Source organism: Thalassotalea sp. LPB0316, from assembly GCF_014898095.1.
GTDB lineage: Bacteria > Pseudomonadota > Gammaproteobacteria > Enterobacterales > Alteromonadaceae > Thalassotalea_G.
In genome coordinates, this window is sequence record NZ_CP062946.1 from 3,316,825 (window position 1) to 3,333,250 (window position 16,426).

A 16,426-nucleotide genomic window follows, 5' to 3' on the forward strand; every position below is an offset into this window, starting at 1 on the left:
TGTTATTATCTCGTCTTTTCTTCAGCCTTGACTTGCTGCCAGTAAGCTTCGAGTTGCGCTAGGTCACAATTTTCAACTTGGCTATGTTGCTCACGAGCTAAACGCTCGACTTGCTCAAAGCGCTTGGTAAATTTTTGATTGGCCGCGCGCAATAAGCTCTCAGGATCTTGTTTGGCATGGCGACACAAATTAACCACGGCAAAAAGTAAATCACCGAGCTCTTGATTAAGCGCTTCACCTCCGGTTGGCAACTCAGCTTTAACTTCGGCGACTTCTTCTTCGACTTTGGCAAAGACATCTTCGATTGACGACCAGTCAAAGCCAACATGGGCACAGCGTTTTTGAATTTTATTCGCTTGAGAAAGCGCGGGTAAACTCTTGGGAATATCGGCAAGAATACTCAACGAACTGGTTTGGTTCTTTTGTTCGCGCTCTTTGGCTTTTTCATTTTCCCAATTCGCTTTAATTTGTTCATCGGTCGCCAAATCTGTATCACTAAAGACATGCGGGTGGCGGCGAATAAGTTTTTCACAGACCTTTTCAATGACGCCGTCAAAGCTCAATACTTGTTGCTCTTCGCCTAACTGACTATAAAAAATCACCTGAAACAACAAATCACCGAGCTCTTTTTCGAGCTCGACAAAATCCTCTAGGGCAATCGCATCAGCGACTTCGTATGCTTCTTCAATGGTATGAGGGACGATAGTGGCAAAAGTTTGTTTAATATCCCATGGACAGCCTGTTTCTGGATCGCGCAACTGTGCCATGATCCAACGCAGTTTATCAATCGATGCTGGTGCCTCAAGCATAGCGGTTAGTTTATTGTTCACAGACGAATAACCTCAGAAACATCATCAAGTTGTAAAATTTTATTGGTTAAGCGTGCCAGTACCTCAGCGTTTGCTATTTCCATGGTTATACTCATGCGTGAATTTTGCTTAGCTTTGTCGGTTTGACTTTGCATGCCTAAAATTGAAATTCGCTCGTTGGCTATTAAGGTAGAAACATCGCGGAGCAAACCTGATCTATCACCTGAGATAATCGCAATCGTAACCTGATATGTCGATTTAACATCATCGCCCCACTGCACTTCGACACCGCGCTCAGGTTGTTGCTCTAATGAAGTAGCAAGTTGCTCACAATCTTTGCGATGCACGCTGATCCCCCGACCTTGGGTGATAAAGCCCTCGATTTCGTCGCCTGGTACTGGGTGACAACACTTCGCCATATGCGTTAATAAGTTACCCACGCCAGATACCGTAATGGCGTTATCTGATGATGTTTTAGCTTGGCTCGATTGGCTGACTAGGCTTTGTGGGTCAATTTCTTCTTCTGGTTGTGATTTTTTTATCAGCTGCTGCAAGTAATTCATCACTTGTTGCAAACGAATATTCGCTGTGCCGATAGCTGCGTACAGATCGTCAATAGTAGTCATATTGAATTTTCCAATAACCTCAGACAACTGACTTAATGGAATTTGACTGCGGGTTGACTCTGCTTCAAGCATTTCTTTACCAGCGGCAATATTTTTATCGCGATCAAGTAGCCTAAAGAAGCTTTGTACTTTGGCACGAGCTCGACCTGAGTGTAAATACCCCAAATTAGGGTTTAACCAGTCCCTACTCGGATTAGGGTTTTTCGAGGTTAAGATCTCGACCTGATCACCCGTTTGTAACTGATAAGTAAAAGGAACTATACGCCCTGAAATTTTCGCACCGATACAGCAATGGCCAACATTGGTATGAATGTAATAGGCAAAGTCTAATGGGGTTGAGCCTACAGGCAAATCAATTACATCACCATTTGGGGTGAAGGCATAAATGCGATCTTCAAATACCTGTGAACGCAGTTCCTCAAGCATTTCACCGCTTTCAGAGACATCTTCTTGCCACTGCAAGATTTTGCGCAGCCAATTCACCTTCTCATCAAAACCGGTTTTCTTACCACTAGCACTGCCTTCTTTGTATTTCCAGTGAGCAGCGACACCTAATTCAGCGTCTTGGTGCATTGCTTCGGTGCGAATTTGAACCTCAACTGGCTTGCCTTCCGGCCCTAAAACAACGGTGTGGATCGATTGATAACCATTAGGTTTAGGTGTGGCAACATAATCGTCAAACTCACTCGGCAGGTGTTTCCAGTTGGTGTGGACAACTCCTAATGCACCGTAACAATCTTGTAGCTCTTCAACTAAAATTCTAACCGCACGAACGTCAAATAACTGCTCAAAATCTAACGATTTTTTGCTCATTTTTTTCCAAATACTATAGATGTGTTTAGGGCGGCCATAAACCGTGCCTTTAACATTCATCTTTTCTAACTGATGTTGTAAATTATTAACAAAGTCAGTCATATACCGTTCGCGCTCTAAACGCTTACCGTCGAGCATTTTAGCAATTTTCATATAGGTTTCAGGGTGAAGATAACGAAACGAAATATCTTCCAACTCCCATTTCAACTGGCCGATACCTAAACGGTTTGCCAGTGGCGCGTAGATATTTGCTGTTTCTTTCGCCGCTAGTACGCGAGTTTCCTCATCGGCATTTTTCACTAAACGCAAGTAACACAGTCGTTCCGCCAGCTTAATAACAACAGCGCGAACATCGTCAACCATCGCTAGGAGCATTTTCCTGATATTGTCGATTTGCTTAACCGCAACTGGGTTATTATGACCTTGCTGTAAGGTTTTAATGGCGTCCATTTGATCAACGCCTTTAACCAAGACAAACACTTTTTTGGTCAGTAATTCTTCAGCTTGCTCTAATGTTAAGGCATGGTATTCAATTAGCGGGTAAATAAAGGCGGCGCACAACGAATCTTTATCTAGGTTTAATTCCGCTAGAATTTCGACCATCTCAAGGGACTTGGTGAGGCTTTCATCCTCGTCGTTGTAGTGGTGATGAATTTTCTGCCACAAGGCATCTAGAGCGTCGCGTTTTGCTTGCGTGAGTTCAAGCTGCGACAACCACTGCTCAAAACTGTGCTCAGAAATTAAATGTGACTTGCGAACTGAAACCATCAGTATTCCCTTTACTACTTAATACGCGGTGAATTAACGTTGAAACAATACCATAGTTTCAACGTGTTTTGTTTGTCCAAACATCTCCATTAAGGCAATTTTTTTGATCTGATAGCCTTGTGCAACCAAAACTGCGCTATCGCGAGCTAAGGTTGCCGGATCACAACTGACATAAACGATGTCGGTCGCATTGAATCGGCCAAGTTGTTGACAAGCTTCAAGTGCGCCAGCTCGGGCAGGATCTAATAAAATTTTATTATACGATTGTTCAAGCCAAGCACCCGACTGCCAATTTGCGTTTAAATTAGCTTGATAAAACTGACAATTACTCAAGTTATTAACACTTGCGTTGTTAGCTGCTTTATCGACCATGGCTTGAACGCCTTCAATCCCTGTAACGCTTGCCACTCTTTTAGCCAGCGGTAAACTAAAGTTACCAAGGCCACAATAAAGATCTAAAACCTTGTCTTGTTCTGACAATGATAACCAATCGATTGCGTGACTAATCATCTGTTGATTAACTTGATGATGCACTTGAATGAAGTTACTTGGTTCAAAAGCTATCTCAATATCGCTATCGACAAGATAAGACAAACCTTCAACCTGATTGAGCGGCTCAAGTGGTTTCTCTTGACCAAAGTCAAAATAAACTTGAAAGGTGCTGTTATTGCTTGCTTGTTGACAAAATACTTGCCAGCGCTCTTTAACTGCTTCGGTTAGCTTACCCAGTTGCCGAATAACCAACGTAATAATCGGCTGGTTTTGTTGCGCTGGTTGACGCTCGGTATAAACTAGCTCGATATGACCAATCGATTTCGCCGGCAATTGATTAACCGTGGCAACTAACTCAGGAAGTAGTTTTGATAACGGCTTTAGTAAAACGTCGCATTGTTTAATGGGTGTTACATTATTGGTGTGCTTTTCGCGAAAGCCCACCACAGCATTGCCATTTTTGTGATACTGAACACCAAGCCGTGCTTTGCGACGATAGTGCCACTGGCTATCAACTAAAGCGTCTTGCCAGGGTAAATCTAGCAATTTCTGCCTCGCAAATAACTCGGTGACTTTTGCCTGTTTGATCTCAACGTGTTGAGATTCATCGATATGCTGCATATCACAGCCGCCACATACTTTATAGTGCGGGCATTTAGGCGCAGAGCGAACATCACTTGGCTTGATTACATCGAGCAGTTGGCCAACACAATACTTACTCGATTGCTCGATAATTCGTACCTTTACTTGCTCTTGTGCCAACGCGCCGCTAATAAATATGGGTTTATTTTGATAACGAGCAACGCCACGACCGTTAAAGTCTAGTCGCTCGATGGTTAGCGTTAAGTTTTTTCCTTTTAGGGCTTTATTGGCGGTCGGTTTAAAAATTTTTACCATAATTTTCTTTGAATTCGGCTGAGTATTTGTAATTTTTTTTGGTCTACATGGCGAACTATGCCATGATATAGCGAAGCAGGGACAATTTTACACCAAACACGACGTTAGATGCAGAAAATAAGCCTAAAAGATTGGGTAATTCTCATTACCATTTTACCGACGACACTAATCGGCTTAGGATTAGCAGGTTATTTTACCGCGAGTCGTCACGCCCAACTCAATGATTTTTTAATCAATAAATCAACTAATATTATTGAACCGATTGCCATTGCCTCAACCAAATTATTGGAAAATCGTCAACGAGAAGATGTTCGCACGCTATTGAGCTTCACCCATAAAAATCACGCCGATATTATTCGCAGCATCGTGCTGTTCACCAATGACAACCAAGTTTTTGTTACTAGTGCTTACAATGGCGACACTAACGTCATGCGAGTGCCTGCAGGATATGACCTACCGCAAAAAACCACGGTAGAAGAAATCAACGATCAGCTAATATTTCGCACACCGATCATGGTTGAAGTTGAACCCAGTGAGAGCTTTTCGTCGTCACAGCAAATTATCGGTTACTTATCGATGCAGATAGATAAAAAGTCTATTCAATTTGATCAGCAACGCGAAATGATCATCGCCTTTCTATTGGTTGTTTTGGGCTCAATTATCAGCGCTGTCTCGTCATTTCGTTTGATTGGCAAGGTAACGAGGCCGCTTGGCTCGATGGTGCAAGCAGTTGATAGAATTCGTGAAGGTAAACTGGAAAGCCGAGTCAGTGGTCAGTTAATTGGCGAGTTAAATTTTCTTAAAAACGGTATTAATGCGATGGCACAGAGTCTAGGTGACTACCACCTAGAGATGCAACGCAGTATCGACCAAGCCACTCACGACTTACGCGAATCACTTGAGCAGTTTGAAATTCAAAACGTGCAATTAGATATTGCCAAGCGCAAAGCCCAAGATGCTAACCGCGTTAAATCAGAGTTCTTGGCTAATATGAGTCACGAATTACGCACGCCACTTAACGGTGTAATCGGCTTTACCCGCCAAGTATTAAAAACACCACTGAGTGACACCCAACGAGATTATTTACACACGATAGAACGTTCAGCTAACAATTTGTTAGCGATCATCAATGACATTCTCGATTTTTCAAAGTTAGATGCAGGTAAAATGGTGATTGAAAATATTCCGTTTGCCTTGCGAGAATCACTTGAAGAAAGCATCGCGCTGCTCGCCCCTAGCGCCCATAAGAAAAATATCGAATTATCATTGCGCATTAACAAAGACCTGCCTGATTCACTGATTGGCGATGCTATGCGGATCAAACAGGTACTTACTAATTTAGTCAATAATGCGATTAAATTTACCGATCAAGGCTCTGTGACGATTGATGTTGACACTGAGCATATTGATAAAGACAGCGTCGTCGTCAAGGTATTGGTAAAAGATACCGGTATCGGCATGAGCAAGCAGCAGCAACAAACTTTGTTTGAAGCCTTTAACCAAGCCGATAAAAGTGTCACTCGCTTATACGGCGGTACGGGCTTAGGTTTAGTTATATCACAGCGTTTAGTCCATGAAATGCACGGCGACATCGGTTTGCAATCAGAGCCTGATATTGGCTCAACATTCTGGTTTACGTTTAAAGTTGATCTCAACCACATTCAGTTGACAACGTTATCAAATGAAACAAGCCTCAAAGATAAATCGATCTTGTACTTTGAGCCCCATGCTCATAGTCGCCAAGCGGTAGCTGAGATTTTAACTTCGACCCAAATGAAAGTCACTTGCGTCGATGATTTATCAGAATTCGAGCGACTAACTGAACAACAAAACTTTGATTATGCGCTCATTGCAGGCGATGTCAGCCCCGGCTCGCTCAACCAACTGAAAAGCTTAGTCAGTCAAACCAGTGAGCGCATTGACAATGTTCACGTTGCCATGAACAGTACCTCGCCGAACTTACAAGAGATGATCGTCGCTGCGGGTGCCAAAACTTGTTTATCTAAGCCGTTAGTTGGCTTAAGGCTAATCAAAGCACTACAAGATAAATCGAGCGATAATGGCCACCTACCACTGCGTTCAAATCACGTTATAGTGCCAATTAAAGTGCTAGCGGTTGACGATAACGAAGCTAACTTGAAACTGATCAAAGCATTACTGAGTGAACAAGTTCAAGAAGTCGTAACAGCGACCAATGGTGAAGAAGCTCTAGCACTGTGTAAGCAAGAAAAGTACGCCATTATTTTTATGGATATTCAAATGCCGAAAATGGATGGTATTACTGCGCTCAAACACATAAAAGATGATACCTTTAACGAAAAGACCCCTATAGTCGCAGTGACTGCTCACGCGCTTAGCGACGAGCGCGATCGTTTATTAAAGCTTGGTTTTAATTCGTATATGACAAAACCTATCGATGAAACCATGTTAAAACATACCATCTACGAATATTGTGACTTTAAGCTGTTTATTAACGCGAAAAAAGACCCGGTTGAAACGTATACGCAAACTCGGGTAGAGGTAACAGAACAGCCAAAACCTGCAGTGATTGATTGGTCGCTGGCATTAAAACGCTCTGCAAATAATGAAGCACTAGCAAAAGATATGTTATCCGGCTTGGTCAATAGCTTACCCGAAACACAAGAAAAACTCACTGAGGCTATTACTTGCCAAGACATCGACACAACGAAAAGCCTAATTCACAAATTAAATGGCGCTTGTTGTTATTCTGGCGTGCCTAACTTGGCAAACTGTGTCAATGAGATAGAAACGCAGTTGAAACAAGGGGCGAGTATTGATGATTTGGAACCAAACTTTTTTGAACTAAGTGATCATATCGAAGCGTTGACCGAACAAGCCAGTCAATATGTCACACCTGCTTAAGACACAGGATTTAGCGAATTTGAATGTCAGGGGATGAGTTTATTTCGCCATCTTCTGTGATAACTGCGACACCGCCATTACACATTAGGACAGCTAAGCTCCGGCCATTATCATTACGAACAAAAGACAGCTCATAGCCAAATTTTCCCAGACTACTTGCCGAGAATTTTTGCGCGAGCGATAAGCGATTCCACCAGACCGATTGATGTGGCGACTCGGTTCTGCGTTCAACATGCATTTGACTATCTACCTGATCGTGAGCTTGCATATACTACCTCTTTATAGCGTCACCTACTTTTTAGTATAGTCACAAAGTATATTTTTTGTACAATTAATTCTAGCGTTTTTTGCGCTGTTTAAGATTTGACTCAGGTAGCAACAAAGCGTTAATCATGTAATTCGGGGAAAGAGTCAACGTACTCTGCCTCCGAAATAGATTAATTTAACCAATGCGGAGGATGGTTAAACGGGGGCAATTGTGCTAATCGGGGTCAGTGTTAGCGAACTGACCCCGATCCTCTTTAACCTACTATCTCGCCGAGGTCAGCAACAGGTGTATTTAATGCCTATATCTGATGCGTCCAGATAGTGGTCGGTCAGAATTATTTTAACTTGTTATATGAAGCTCTAACTTCATTTGCTGGTGTAGAATTCTAACCACCAAAATATCGTTTTCTCTTTGTTTAAAGAAGATGCTATGTTTTCTGTATAAGTATCTAAAATAACCCAATCTAATATCACTAATATCATGAGCTAGTTCAGGTTCATCACAAAGCAATTGCAGGCAATCATTAATACCTATCAAATAACTCTCAGCTTGAAGTTCTCCGAATTCAACCGCTGTATATTGGTATATTTTTTCTAAGTCTTTCTGCGCGCTATTTGACAGTGTATATTTTTTCATTATCAAGATTTTGATTTTTGTTGTTTGATAATATCTAAAACCGTAAGTTCGCTTTCACCGCTTAACTCACCTTCAACAAGCGCCATTTTAATAGCATCTTTTTCACTCTGGTTATGACGAATCAAATCACGGATGTAGTCACTTGCGTTCGCGAAACGACCTGACTCAATTTGCTTATCTATCCAAGTGCGCATTTCATCTGGGATAGATATATTTAGTGTTGCCATAATTAAAACCCCAACTGAGAACGAAGAATTGATATTGGCATATATTGGCAAATATTGCCATATAGATTTTTCATTAACCCTATGTGCTAATGGTGGACATCGGTAACAGTTAATAAAATTTCCCCGTCATTGCAGTAAGTGCTTACATGAATGTATGTAAGCAGAATAATGCAGGAGCAATTATCCAAACCGCAACCTCCTGTTCACTACATGGGTTCATAAGAGGTGCTTTTGCATATTTTTGTCACTTTAAATTACCATGTCTTTGTTTTTTCAAGCCCGCTTTTTAACATGTCTTTACATTATTTGCGTTAATAGCCTGTTATAAAAGTATATTGAGGAATTGAACAACCTAGCCTGCATTTGATTCAATGATGGTGTTAACTGTCTTTAAAGCATTTGTCGAGTTAAGAAACAATAGAGTAATTTAGGCTTTAGAGAGTTGTCTTAGAATCGGCTATAACAAATGTCGATTAAGTTAGTGTTAAAAGAAAAGTTATGAACTTAACATTGAATTCTGTTCTACCAGCAATATCTGTTGCATTGCAATTTATTATATTTTTTATGCTAAAGAAGCATGAGCCAGAGCTGACCAAAAAATATTACTTAAATGGTTCTATTTATAGCACTTTAAGTGATCAAAGCTTTAAAGCACAAGTGAAAGCTCTATGGTTTTACTACAACCCAATAAATTGGAAAGCAATCAAACCTTTACATATAAAGCTTACACTTATGCTGAACTTCATAATATTCGTATATATTATTTATGATGTTATGTTAAAGCCATCATTAAATAGCTAGGTCAATGGCTAATACTCGAATAAAGTGCGCCTCAGTTGTTAGGCTCATTACAGAATGAAACAAAGACAACGGTGTTTAGTCTTTGTTTAATGGTTTATGTGATTCAGAAGTCCTTACCGCGATAGCCCAAAACGTCAAAGACACCAAAAATCCATTTAAGCCATAAGTTAGATACTCCATTGTTCTGAGATCGTTAGGCATATTACTGTCCACTAGCGCGTTATATTTATAGTAAATAGATGCCAAAGCGCCAAGGAAACTATAAATATACCAATGTGTTAGTCCAAATGTAGATAAAATAGAATGTGCAACGAAGCCTATCGAAGCAACCATAACAAAGGTGACAGTCACCGAGGTGATTATCACCCAGAGAACGCCATCAAGAGGCGGCATAACCTCTGCTGAATAAAAAAATTTAATTAATTGAAAGGCTAACACAATAATTGAGGCGAAAGGCGAAATTATCGTTGCTAAAAAAGTACGTTTAAAGCTCATAGTTAACCACTAACCTCTATGGCAAAATACCCTCGTTATGGAACAAGTAATTAAGCGTAATACACTAATTCTTAACGTCGTAGGTTGGCATTACACCACCATTACCCGACATCAATAGCACTTTGGCATTTGGGTTATTTTTAACGAGTTCAATCTTTTCTCGTTCAATTTCAAGCGATCGCAACATCAAATATTGATCGATATTCATCTGAGATTGAACGATATAGCCGCGGTCGGCATCGGCTTTTGCTTTTTCAGCATTCAAACGAGCATCCTCTGCTTTTTTTCGTTCTTGTTCTGTTTTAACACGTTGAGACTGAGCGGCTGTGCGGTCTATTTCGTCCTGTAAGGCTTTATTTGGCTGTGCTTTGCCAATTACCACTCGATTGACTAATAGAGGGAGATTCACACTATCGATATAGTTTTGCATATTGCTGTGAATTTGTTGCTGACCATCGAGTAACGAGTCGGCATCAGAAATGAGATCAGAGCCAGATAGTTTTTTGGCAAAATTACGCACTTCAGTACGAAACACGTCTTGAACATTATTCTTGTACCAGTTAGCGCCAAAATTTTCATGTAATACCGGCGTTAAGCCCTTCTTTATTTGAATCGTTAGGTAGGCGTTAAAATCGACGGGAATTTTATCGGACGATACCAAGTCATTAAAAGGTTCATCGAAACGCTTTGGTGTTATCACATAACGTGTTGATGAAGTTGTCCAGCTTACCCACTCGGAGCCGGCAGAAACAGGTTCAGATAGCACCCCTTCCTTACCAAATAAAATAGGCTTGGCGGTCAGTACTAACTCCTCTCCGCCCTCAGCTGTTACACGAAACATCCACCCTAATAATAAAATACCTATAACGATGAATATCGCTGTACCACCAAAGGTAAATACACCTGATGAATGACTTTCAAATTTCATGACGACTTCCTTGCTTTACTTTTCTTAGAACAGCTGAAATGTTCTGCTTTTTTATCAATAAATTACGTTATTAATAGTGATTTTGCAAATGTGCTAAGCTAGCGGCCTACTTACGAATTAACCACAATGTTTCGCCCTTTGTTCTTAGCTTGATATAGCGCAGAATCAGCCCTTCTTATTAACATCTCCACAGACTCACCGTACACCATTTCAGCAACACCAAAGCTACAAGTTACCGGTTTAGATATTGGCCAAACCTGCTCACTTAATACTTCTCTTAGTGAATTGGCCAAATTGTTAGTGTCGAATAAAGAGGTTTGAGGACAAATACACAAAAACTCTTCACCGCCCCAACGTATGAAGTAATCATTATCTCTTAAGCGATTGAATATTGTTCTAGCAAATAGCATTAACACGTCATCACCTGCATCATGGCCAAATTCATCATTAATCTGCTTAAAATGGTCTATATCCATTATAATTATTGAGTCTCCTTCTTTTAGTTGTGGAAATATTTCCTCTGTAGCATGTCTATTTAGTGCACCGGTCAGCGCATCGATATTAACCTTATTTTTTAGACTGCTATTTTTTGAAGCTAAATATTTATTCCTGATAGATAGCTCAAGCACTTTTTGTTTTTGTCTCTCAGATGTTTCTTTATATTCCTTTACGCTCATAAATAAATAAAAGACAAGAAATAAAGTAAGTAAAATTATTATGCTGTAAAGCACCTGCGTATCATTGAGGTATTTACCAATCAGCTCAATACTCTCAATTTGTATTTCATAGCGTCCAACGGGAATGTTGTTACCTGTAGCAAGTTCAAGAACCATTGCGTGTTTGAATTCAGGACCTGAGTATTCGATAGATATTTTATTGTGAGTGAGCCACCAATTAGGCACTTGCAATGTGTTTAAAGGGATCTCATAAATGTTATTACTATTGGGGGTTGAGATTTCAGTTGTTAGAAATTTCCAAGTTTCAATTTTATCCTCTTTGGAATAGTTAGGGTTAAAAACCCTAAGCTGTGCTCTAATACCTTTAAAGTCAGCATTAGCATATTTCATCTTAATTCGGATTTGACTAAAATTCCTTAAATCTAAACCTTTTCTCGAGGCATCATTATGATCAGAGAGTGCGATCGTAATGTTACAAAACGGCCATGCGTAAGTTGATTTTTTAATATCACAGTCAAGAATAAGTTGTTCGCCTTTAACTCTTCTAATGTTAGCAAGCGACTCCCCTCCTAATGCAAAAGAATCGCTTTGAGCTAAATAATTATAGTGACTGCTAGGAAATAATTTAATGACTTTATTATTATATGATTGCCAAAAAAGAGTACAAAAAACAATAACTAACAAAACAATGCCAATTATAATTCGATTTACAGCCTGTCTTACTATGATCATCTACTGCACCTCCTTAATTACAGTTTAGACCAAGTATTTAGCAATGAGTGTCTATCGACTCAGCACAACAAAGGCACTGATCAATGCGTTATCATCGGCTAGAGAAATATGCCAAGACGTGGCACCAAGTGCCTGAGCTTTTTCTAGCGCGACACCGGTAATGTCGATAATTGGCGCACCAGTGTCAGTATTGTTGATTTCAAAATGTTGGAAAGATACGCCTTTAGCTATCCCTGTTTGCAGGGCTTTAGAGGCAGCTTCTTTCGCTGCCCAGCGTTTGGCAAGATATTGGCTAGGAAAAGTGTGTTCGTGATAACGCTCAAGTTCATTTGGCGTTAATACTCTTTTGGCGAGTTTCTCACGCACTGCCGGCTTCATATTGGCAATGCGCGAGCTATCGAGTATATCTGTGCCTATGCCAACAACCGACATTAGCCTCTCGCTTCAATCATTAAGCGCTTCATATCGCGTACCGCTGTATCAAGACCATCAATAGCGGCACGAGCAATAATCGCATGGCCAATATTTAACTCGATAATATCTTTAATCGCGGCAATCGGTTTAACGTTAAAGTAATGAAGGCCGTGACCAGCGTTTACCTTAAGCCCTAATGAAGTTGCATATTCAACGCCTTGCTTGATTTTCTCAAGCTCAACTAATTGTGCTTGTTCATCAGTTGCTTCTGCGTAATGGCCCGTGTGGATCTCAATAAATGGCGCACCAGATTTCGCTGCCGCTGTAATTTGTGCTTTATCAGCATCGATAAACAAACTGGTTTGAATGCCCTGCTCCGCTAACTGATTCACCGCTTGGCTGATACGATCTAACTGACCAGCCACATCTAAACCGCCCTCAGTGGTTAACTCTTCACGCTTTTCAGGTACTAAACAAACAAAGGTTGGTTTGACATCACAGGCAATCGCTAACATTTCGTCCGTCACTGCCATTTCCAAATTCATACGCGTTTGAATGGTTTGCGCCATTACGTAAACGTCACGGTCTTGAATATGGCGGCGATCTTCACGCAGATGAATGGTGATACCATCTGCGCCCGCGTGCTCTGCGACACTTGCTGCATGAGCTGGGTCAGGATAAGTTGTGCCTCGTGCTTGGCGCAATGTCGCAATGTGATCTACGTTAACGCCTAAATAAATTTCTTTCATTGCTTTTTATCTCTCGCCATAAATAATTCACGGCTTTTTAATGGTTTGTGTCCTAGTAGGTGATTGATCATTTGTCGCATCAAAACTTTATGCGTCGTCAACACACTTTGCGCTTGATAATTAGCTTGCGCGATATTTAATAAATCACTTCGTTGGTATATCGGTAATTGGCTTCCTTGGTTAGCTTCAACAAAGCCCTGCTCGGCGATAAATTGCCAATATTGATGCGATGATTCCTCAACAGTAGTGAAGTTTAGACTAAAGCCAAGCTCATCGAGCAGCTGCATTTCAAAGGTACGCAATATCGGCTCAATCGTATCACTTTTATTCAAGCTTTCAATAGCTTGGCCATATTGCTCAAATAACAGCTCACAAGGCACACATTCTGGTAATAGCCTAACAAGTAACTCATTGATATATAAACCGCTATAGAGCGAATTACCCACTAACACTCTGTGTTGATGACAACTTTCTAGCTGACTCGCTTTTTTTAACTGGTGACGACCCGAAAGCTGAAGCGAAAACAACGAAAAGGGTTGTAAAATCCCTCTTTTATTGGCTTTTAATGAGTGCCCAGATGAAATAACGGCACTCACTTTGCCATCGCGTTGCGTGAGTAAATCGATAATTAACTGATGTTCTTTAAATGGACGACTATGCAACAGATAGGCTTGCTGTGTCTCGAACATCATGGTTAACCAGAGTAATCGTCACCGTAGCCTAAGCTACGCAAGGCGCGCTCGTCATCTGCCCAGCCCGACTTTACTTTCACCCAAGTCTCTAAGAAAACTTTTCGGTCAAAGAGTTCTTGCATATCGCGGCGGGCTTCTTGACCAATCACTTTAAGCTTTTCACCCTTGTTACCTATGATCATGCGTTTTTGGCTATTGCGCTCAACAAGTACCAAGGCATTAATATGCAAGATACCTTTTTCATCAATTTTAAACTGCTCTATTTCGACTGTCGTTGAATACGGTAATTCATCACCCGTAAAACGCATCAGCTTTTCACGCATGATTTCTGAAGCCATAAATCGGCTCGAGCGATCAGTAATGTAGTCTTCTGGAAACCACCAATCACTTTCAGGTAGCGCTTTAAAGCATTGGGCTTTGATCGCTTCAATGTTTTCGCCTTTTTTGGCGGAAATGGGAATAATTTCTTTAAAGTCGTATTTACTGGCAAGCTTTTGTAAATGCGGTAATAACGCCTCTTTGTCTTGCACGTTATCGGTTTTATTGACCGCTAAAATGGTCGGCACATTGGCATTTTTTATTTTCTGTAAGACCATTTCATCGTCTTGGGTCCAGTGTGTTCCCTCAACCAGAAAAATGACTAACTCAACTTCAGCGATAGAGCTGCTGGCCGCTCGGTTCATCAAACGGTTAATCGCGCGCTTTTCATCAACGTGTAAACCAGGGGTATCAACCAACACCGCTTGATATTGATCTTCTGTCAAAATCCCAAGAATACGGTGGCGAGTCGTTTGCGGTTTACGTGAGGTAATACTCACCTTTTGACCAAGCAAATTGTTCAATAGCGTCGATTTTCCGACATTCGGCCGACCGACAATGGCAATTAAACCACAATGAGGAGCGTTATTTGTCATCTTGTATTCTCTTTAAGACTAGCTCTGCCGCAGCTTGTTCAGCTTTACGGCGACTGGTGCCTTGGGTGATCACTTCATCGGTTAAGATGTCAGTCGTACATTTTACTGTAAACGTCTGATTGTGTGATTTTCCTTGAATATCAATCACATCGTATTGTGGTAATGCGATTTTTTTGCCTTGTAGCAATTCTTGCAATCGTGTTTTCGGATCTTTTTGCACGCCCGGCTTGATCGTTTTTAAATGCTGTTCAAACCAACTTAAAATCAGTGCTTTTACCGTATCAATGTCGGAATCAAGATAAACCGCGCCAATGATCGCTTCAATGGCATCTTCTAAAATTGATTCACGACGATGGCCGCCGCTTTTCATTTCACCTGGCCCCAATACCAAGTATTCACCCAGTTTAAAATCTTGGGCTAGTTTAGCAAGCGTCACACCGCGTACTATGCTTGAGCGCATCCGCGTTAAATCGCCTTCACTGTGTTTAGGAAACTGTTCAAACAGGGCTTCAGCAATAACAAAGCCTAAAATGGAGTCACCTAAAAATTCAAGGCGTTCGTTGTGAACGCCCTTGGCACTTCGGTGAGTTAACGCTTGCACCAAAAGTTTAGGATTAGAAAACTGATAACCAATTTGCTTTGATAACCGATTAGCTGCTAATGGATTTGTTTTGATGTTCAACCAATACCACCTAATCTTTCAAATCTAATACCCGTTGGGATCCATGTTGGTAAGAAGTCTTCCTCGGTGCGCTCAAAATCAAAGCTCATCCAAATGAACACGGCTTTACCGACTAGGTTTTCTTCCGGAACAAAGCCCCAAAAACGACCATCTAGCGAGTTATCACGGTTGTCACCAATGGCAAAGTAATGGCCTTTAGGCACAACAAACTCATCAGCTTGTGTGCCTGTTTGCTGGAAATAATGTGGTACGCGTGGACGAAGCCCCTCATTAACCAAAATTTCGTGGTTAACGTCACCCAACTGCTCAGCATAGCGAGTTAACTCGTTAAAGCCATCTGAATAAGTACCGCGCTCAATAAAGGTTAATGGCATTTGTTCAAAATTCGGACATTCTTTATCTTGTGCTTGGCATGCTCGCTTAATATAAAGAACTTTGTCACGATAAATAATGCGGTCACCCGGTAAGCCGACAACACGCTTGATGTAGTCCAAGTTAGGGTTTACTGGATATTTAAAGACAACAATATCGCCTCGCTGTGGTGCGCCATTCTCGTAGAACTTATTTCGGGCAACCGGATCGCGTAAACCGTATTCGTATTTATTCACTAAAATGAAATCACCATCTAGCAAGGTTGGCATCATTGAATCTGATGGGATTTGAAATGGCTCATATAAAAACGAGCGCAAGATCATCACAAAGGCGATCACTGGAAAGATTTGCACTGAGGTATCGACAAATCCGCTTGGCGCTAAAATGCCGTTAACCACATCCTCTGGCAAGTCACCTTCACATTGTGATTGCGCAGATTCAAGGTTTGCTTGGCGTTGCGGTGCCAAATAAAATTTATTAACCAACCATACAACCCCAGTAAACACTGTGATTGCGACCAGAAATATTGAAAAATAAGCAGCCATAAACTC

At 41.1% G+C, this 16,426-nt stretch carries 17 protein-coding genes; 2 read left to right on the forward strand and 15 right to left on the reverse strand.

The window, feature by feature from the left end; genetic code table 11:
* Positions 1-5: 5 nt before the first annotated feature.
* The 3 genes from mazG to rlmD are packed head-to-tail and all read right to left on the reverse strand — an operon-like array spanning position 6 to position 4,405.
* Positions 6-830, reverse strand: coding sequence for a nucleoside triphosphate pyrophosphohydrolase (gene mazG, locus LP316_RS14925; RefSeq protein WP_319020960.1), 825 nt, complete (start codon positions 828-830; stop codon positions 6-8).
* Positions 827-3,016, reverse strand: a complete 2,190-nt coding sequence (relA, locus tag LP316_RS14930; protein WP_193021903.1) for a GTP diphosphokinase — start codon at positions 3,014-3,016, stop codon at positions 827-829. The genes mazG and relA overlap by 4 nt, the downstream gene beginning before the upstream one ends.
* 33 nt (positions 3,017-3,049) lie before the next feature.
* Positions 3,050-4,405: a 23S rRNA (uracil(1939)-C(5))-methyltransferase RlmD gene (gene rlmD, locus LP316_RS14935; protein WP_193021904.1), complete on the reverse strand. Its 1,356-nt coding sequence runs from the start codon at positions 4,403-4,405 to the stop codon at positions 3,050-3,052.
* 108 nt (positions 4,406-4,513) lie between these two features.
* Between rlmD and barA the strand changes: the two genes are divergently transcribed.
* Positions 4,514-7,288 carry a two-component sensor histidine kinase BarA gene (barA, locus tag LP316_RS14940; RefSeq protein WP_193021905.1) on the forward strand — a complete coding sequence of 925 codons (2,775 nt, stop codon included), beginning with the start codon at positions 4,514-4,516 and terminating at the stop codon, positions 7,286-7,288.
* A gap of 10 nt (positions 7,289-7,298) precedes the next feature.
* On the opposite strand, the gene LP316_RS14945 is transcribed toward barA, so the two are convergent.
* The 3 genes from LP316_RS14945 to LP316_RS14955 form a co-directional block, all read right to left on the reverse strand.
* Entirely contained in the window at positions 7,299-7,556 is a 258-nt protein-coding gene (locus LP316_RS14945) for a hypothetical protein (RefSeq protein WP_193021906.1), read from the reverse strand.
* Positions 7,557-7,895: 339 nt separating this feature from the next.
* Entirely contained in the window at positions 7,896-8,192 is a 297-nt protein-coding gene (locus LP316_RS14950) for a type II toxin-antitoxin system RelE/ParE family toxin (protein ID WP_193021907.1), read from the reverse strand.
* Between the two features lie 2 nt (positions 8,193-8,194).
* Positions 8,195-8,419, reverse strand: a complete 225-nt coding sequence (locus LP316_RS14955) for a type II toxin-antitoxin system ParD family antitoxin (protein WP_193021908.1) — start codon at positions 8,417-8,419, stop codon at positions 8,195-8,197.
* Between the two features lie 498 nt (positions 8,420-8,917).
* Here LP316_RS14955 and LP316_RS14960 point away from each other — a divergent pair, with 498 nt between their 5' ends.
* The gene (locus LP316_RS14960; RefSeq protein ID WP_193021909.1) at positions 8,918-9,220 is read left to right on the forward strand and encodes a hypothetical protein; all 303 of its coding nucleotides are present in this window, start codon (positions 8,918-8,920) and stop codon (positions 9,218-9,220) included.
* A 75-nt stretch (positions 9,221-9,295) separates the two neighbouring features.
* Here the strand turns inward: LP316_RS14960 and LP316_RS14965 are convergent, their stop codons facing one another.
* From LP316_RS14965 to lepB, 9 genes are all read right to left on the reverse strand, one after another.
* Positions 9,296-9,715, reverse strand: a complete 420-nt coding sequence (locus tag LP316_RS14965) for a hypothetical protein (RefSeq protein WP_193021910.1) — start codon at positions 9,713-9,715, stop codon at positions 9,296-9,298.
* A 64-nt stretch (positions 9,716-9,779) separates the two neighbouring features.
* Positions 9,780-10,643, reverse strand: a complete 864-nt coding sequence (locus LP316_RS14970) for an SPFH domain-containing protein (protein WP_193021911.1) — start codon at positions 10,641-10,643, stop codon at positions 9,780-9,782.
* A gap of 110 nt (positions 10,644-10,753) precedes the next feature.
* Positions 10,754-12,052 (reverse strand): GGDEF domain-containing protein, encoded by a 1,299-nt coding sequence (locus tag LP316_RS14975; RefSeq protein ID WP_193021912.1) that lies wholly within the window; start codon positions 12,050-12,052, stop codon positions 10,754-10,756.
* 51 nt (positions 12,053-12,103) lie between these two features.
* Positions 12,104-12,484, reverse strand: a complete 381-nt coding sequence (gene acpS / locus LP316_RS14980) for a holo-ACP synthase (RefSeq protein WP_193021913.1) — start codon at positions 12,482-12,484, stop codon at positions 12,104-12,106.
* Positions 12,484-13,215, reverse strand: a complete 732-nt coding sequence (pdxJ, locus tag LP316_RS14985; protein WP_193021914.1) for a pyridoxine 5'-phosphate synthase — start codon at positions 13,213-13,215, stop codon at positions 12,484-12,486. The genes acpS and pdxJ overlap by 1 nt, the downstream gene beginning before the upstream one ends.
* A complete protein-coding gene (gene recO, locus LP316_RS14990) occupies positions 13,212-13,907 on the reverse strand; it encodes a DNA repair protein RecO (RefSeq protein WP_193021915.1) in 696 nt (231 codons plus the stop codon). The genes pdxJ and recO overlap by 4 nt, the downstream gene beginning before the upstream one ends.
* Positions 13,908-13,909: 2 nt before the next feature.
* Positions 13,910-14,821, reverse strand: coding sequence for a GTPase Era (gene era / locus LP316_RS14995; protein WP_193021916.1), 912 nt, complete (start codon positions 14,819-14,821; stop codon positions 13,910-13,912).
* Positions 14,811-15,503 carry a ribonuclease III gene (gene rnc / locus LP316_RS15000; protein WP_226960756.1) on the reverse strand — a complete coding sequence of 231 codons (693 nt, stop codon included), beginning with the start codon at positions 15,501-15,503 and terminating at the stop codon, positions 14,811-14,813. The genes era and rnc overlap by 11 nt, the downstream gene beginning before the upstream one ends.
* Positions 15,500-16,420 carry a signal peptidase I gene (lepB, locus tag LP316_RS15005; RefSeq protein ID WP_193021917.1) on the reverse strand — a complete coding sequence of 307 codons (921 nt, stop codon included), beginning with the start codon at positions 16,418-16,420 and terminating at the stop codon, positions 15,500-15,502. Before lepB ends, rnc begins: the two co-directional genes overlap by 4 nt.
* Positions 16,421-16,426: the final 6 nt, after the last annotated feature.

Coding starts and splice junctions, on each gene's coding strand:
- relA (WP_193021903.1), bottom strand. CDS start 3,016: ATGGTTTCAGTTCGCAAGTCACATTTAATTTCTGAGCACAGTTTTGAG.
- rlmD (WP_193021904.1), bottom strand. CDS start 4,405: ATGGTAAAAATTTTTAAACCGACCGCCAATAAAGCCCTAAAAGGAAAA.
- barA (WP_193021905.1), top strand. CDS start 4,514: ATGCAGAAAATAAGCCTAAAAGATTGGGTAATTCTCATTACCATTTTA.
- LP316_RS14945 (WP_193021906.1), bottom strand. CDS start 7,556: ATGCAAGCTCACGATCAGGTAGATAGTCAAATGCATGTTGAACGCAGA.
- LP316_RS14950 (WP_193021907.1), bottom strand. CDS start 8,192: ATGAAAAAATATACACTGTCAAATAGCGCGCAGAAAGACTTAGAAAAA.
- LP316_RS14955 (WP_193021908.1), bottom strand. CDS start 8,419: ATGGCAACACTAAATATATCTATCCCAGATGAAATGCGCACTTGGATA.
- LP316_RS14960 (WP_193021909.1), top strand. CDS start 8,918: ATGAACTTAACATTGAATTCTGTTCTACCAGCAATATCTGTTGCATTG.
- LP316_RS14965 (WP_193021910.1), bottom strand. CDS start 9,715: ATGAGCTTTAAACGTACTTTTTTAGCAACGATAATTTCGCCTTTCGCC.
- LP316_RS14970 (WP_193021911.1), bottom strand. CDS start 10,643: ATGAAATTTGAAAGTCATTCATCAGGTGTATTTACCTTTGGTGGTACA.
- LP316_RS14975 (WP_193021912.1), bottom strand. CDS start 12,052: ATGATCATAGTAAGACAGGCTGTAAATCGAATTATAATTGGCATTGTT.
- acpS (WP_193021913.1), bottom strand. CDS start 12,484: ATGTCGGTTGTTGGCATAGGCACAGATATACTCGATAGCTCGCGCATT.
- pdxJ (WP_193021914.1), bottom strand. CDS start 13,215: ATGAAAGAAATTTATTTAGGCGTTAACGTAGATCACATTGCGACATTG.
- recO (WP_193021915.1), bottom strand. CDS start 13,907: ATGATGTTCGAGACACAGCAAGCCTATCTGTTGCATAGTCGTCCATTT.
- era (WP_193021916.1), bottom strand. CDS start 14,821: ATGACAAATAACGCTCCTCATTGTGGTTTAATTGCCATTGTCGGTCGG.
- lepB (WP_193021917.1), bottom strand. CDS start 16,420: ATGGCTGCTTATTTTTCAATATTTCTGGTCGCAATCACAGTGTTTACT.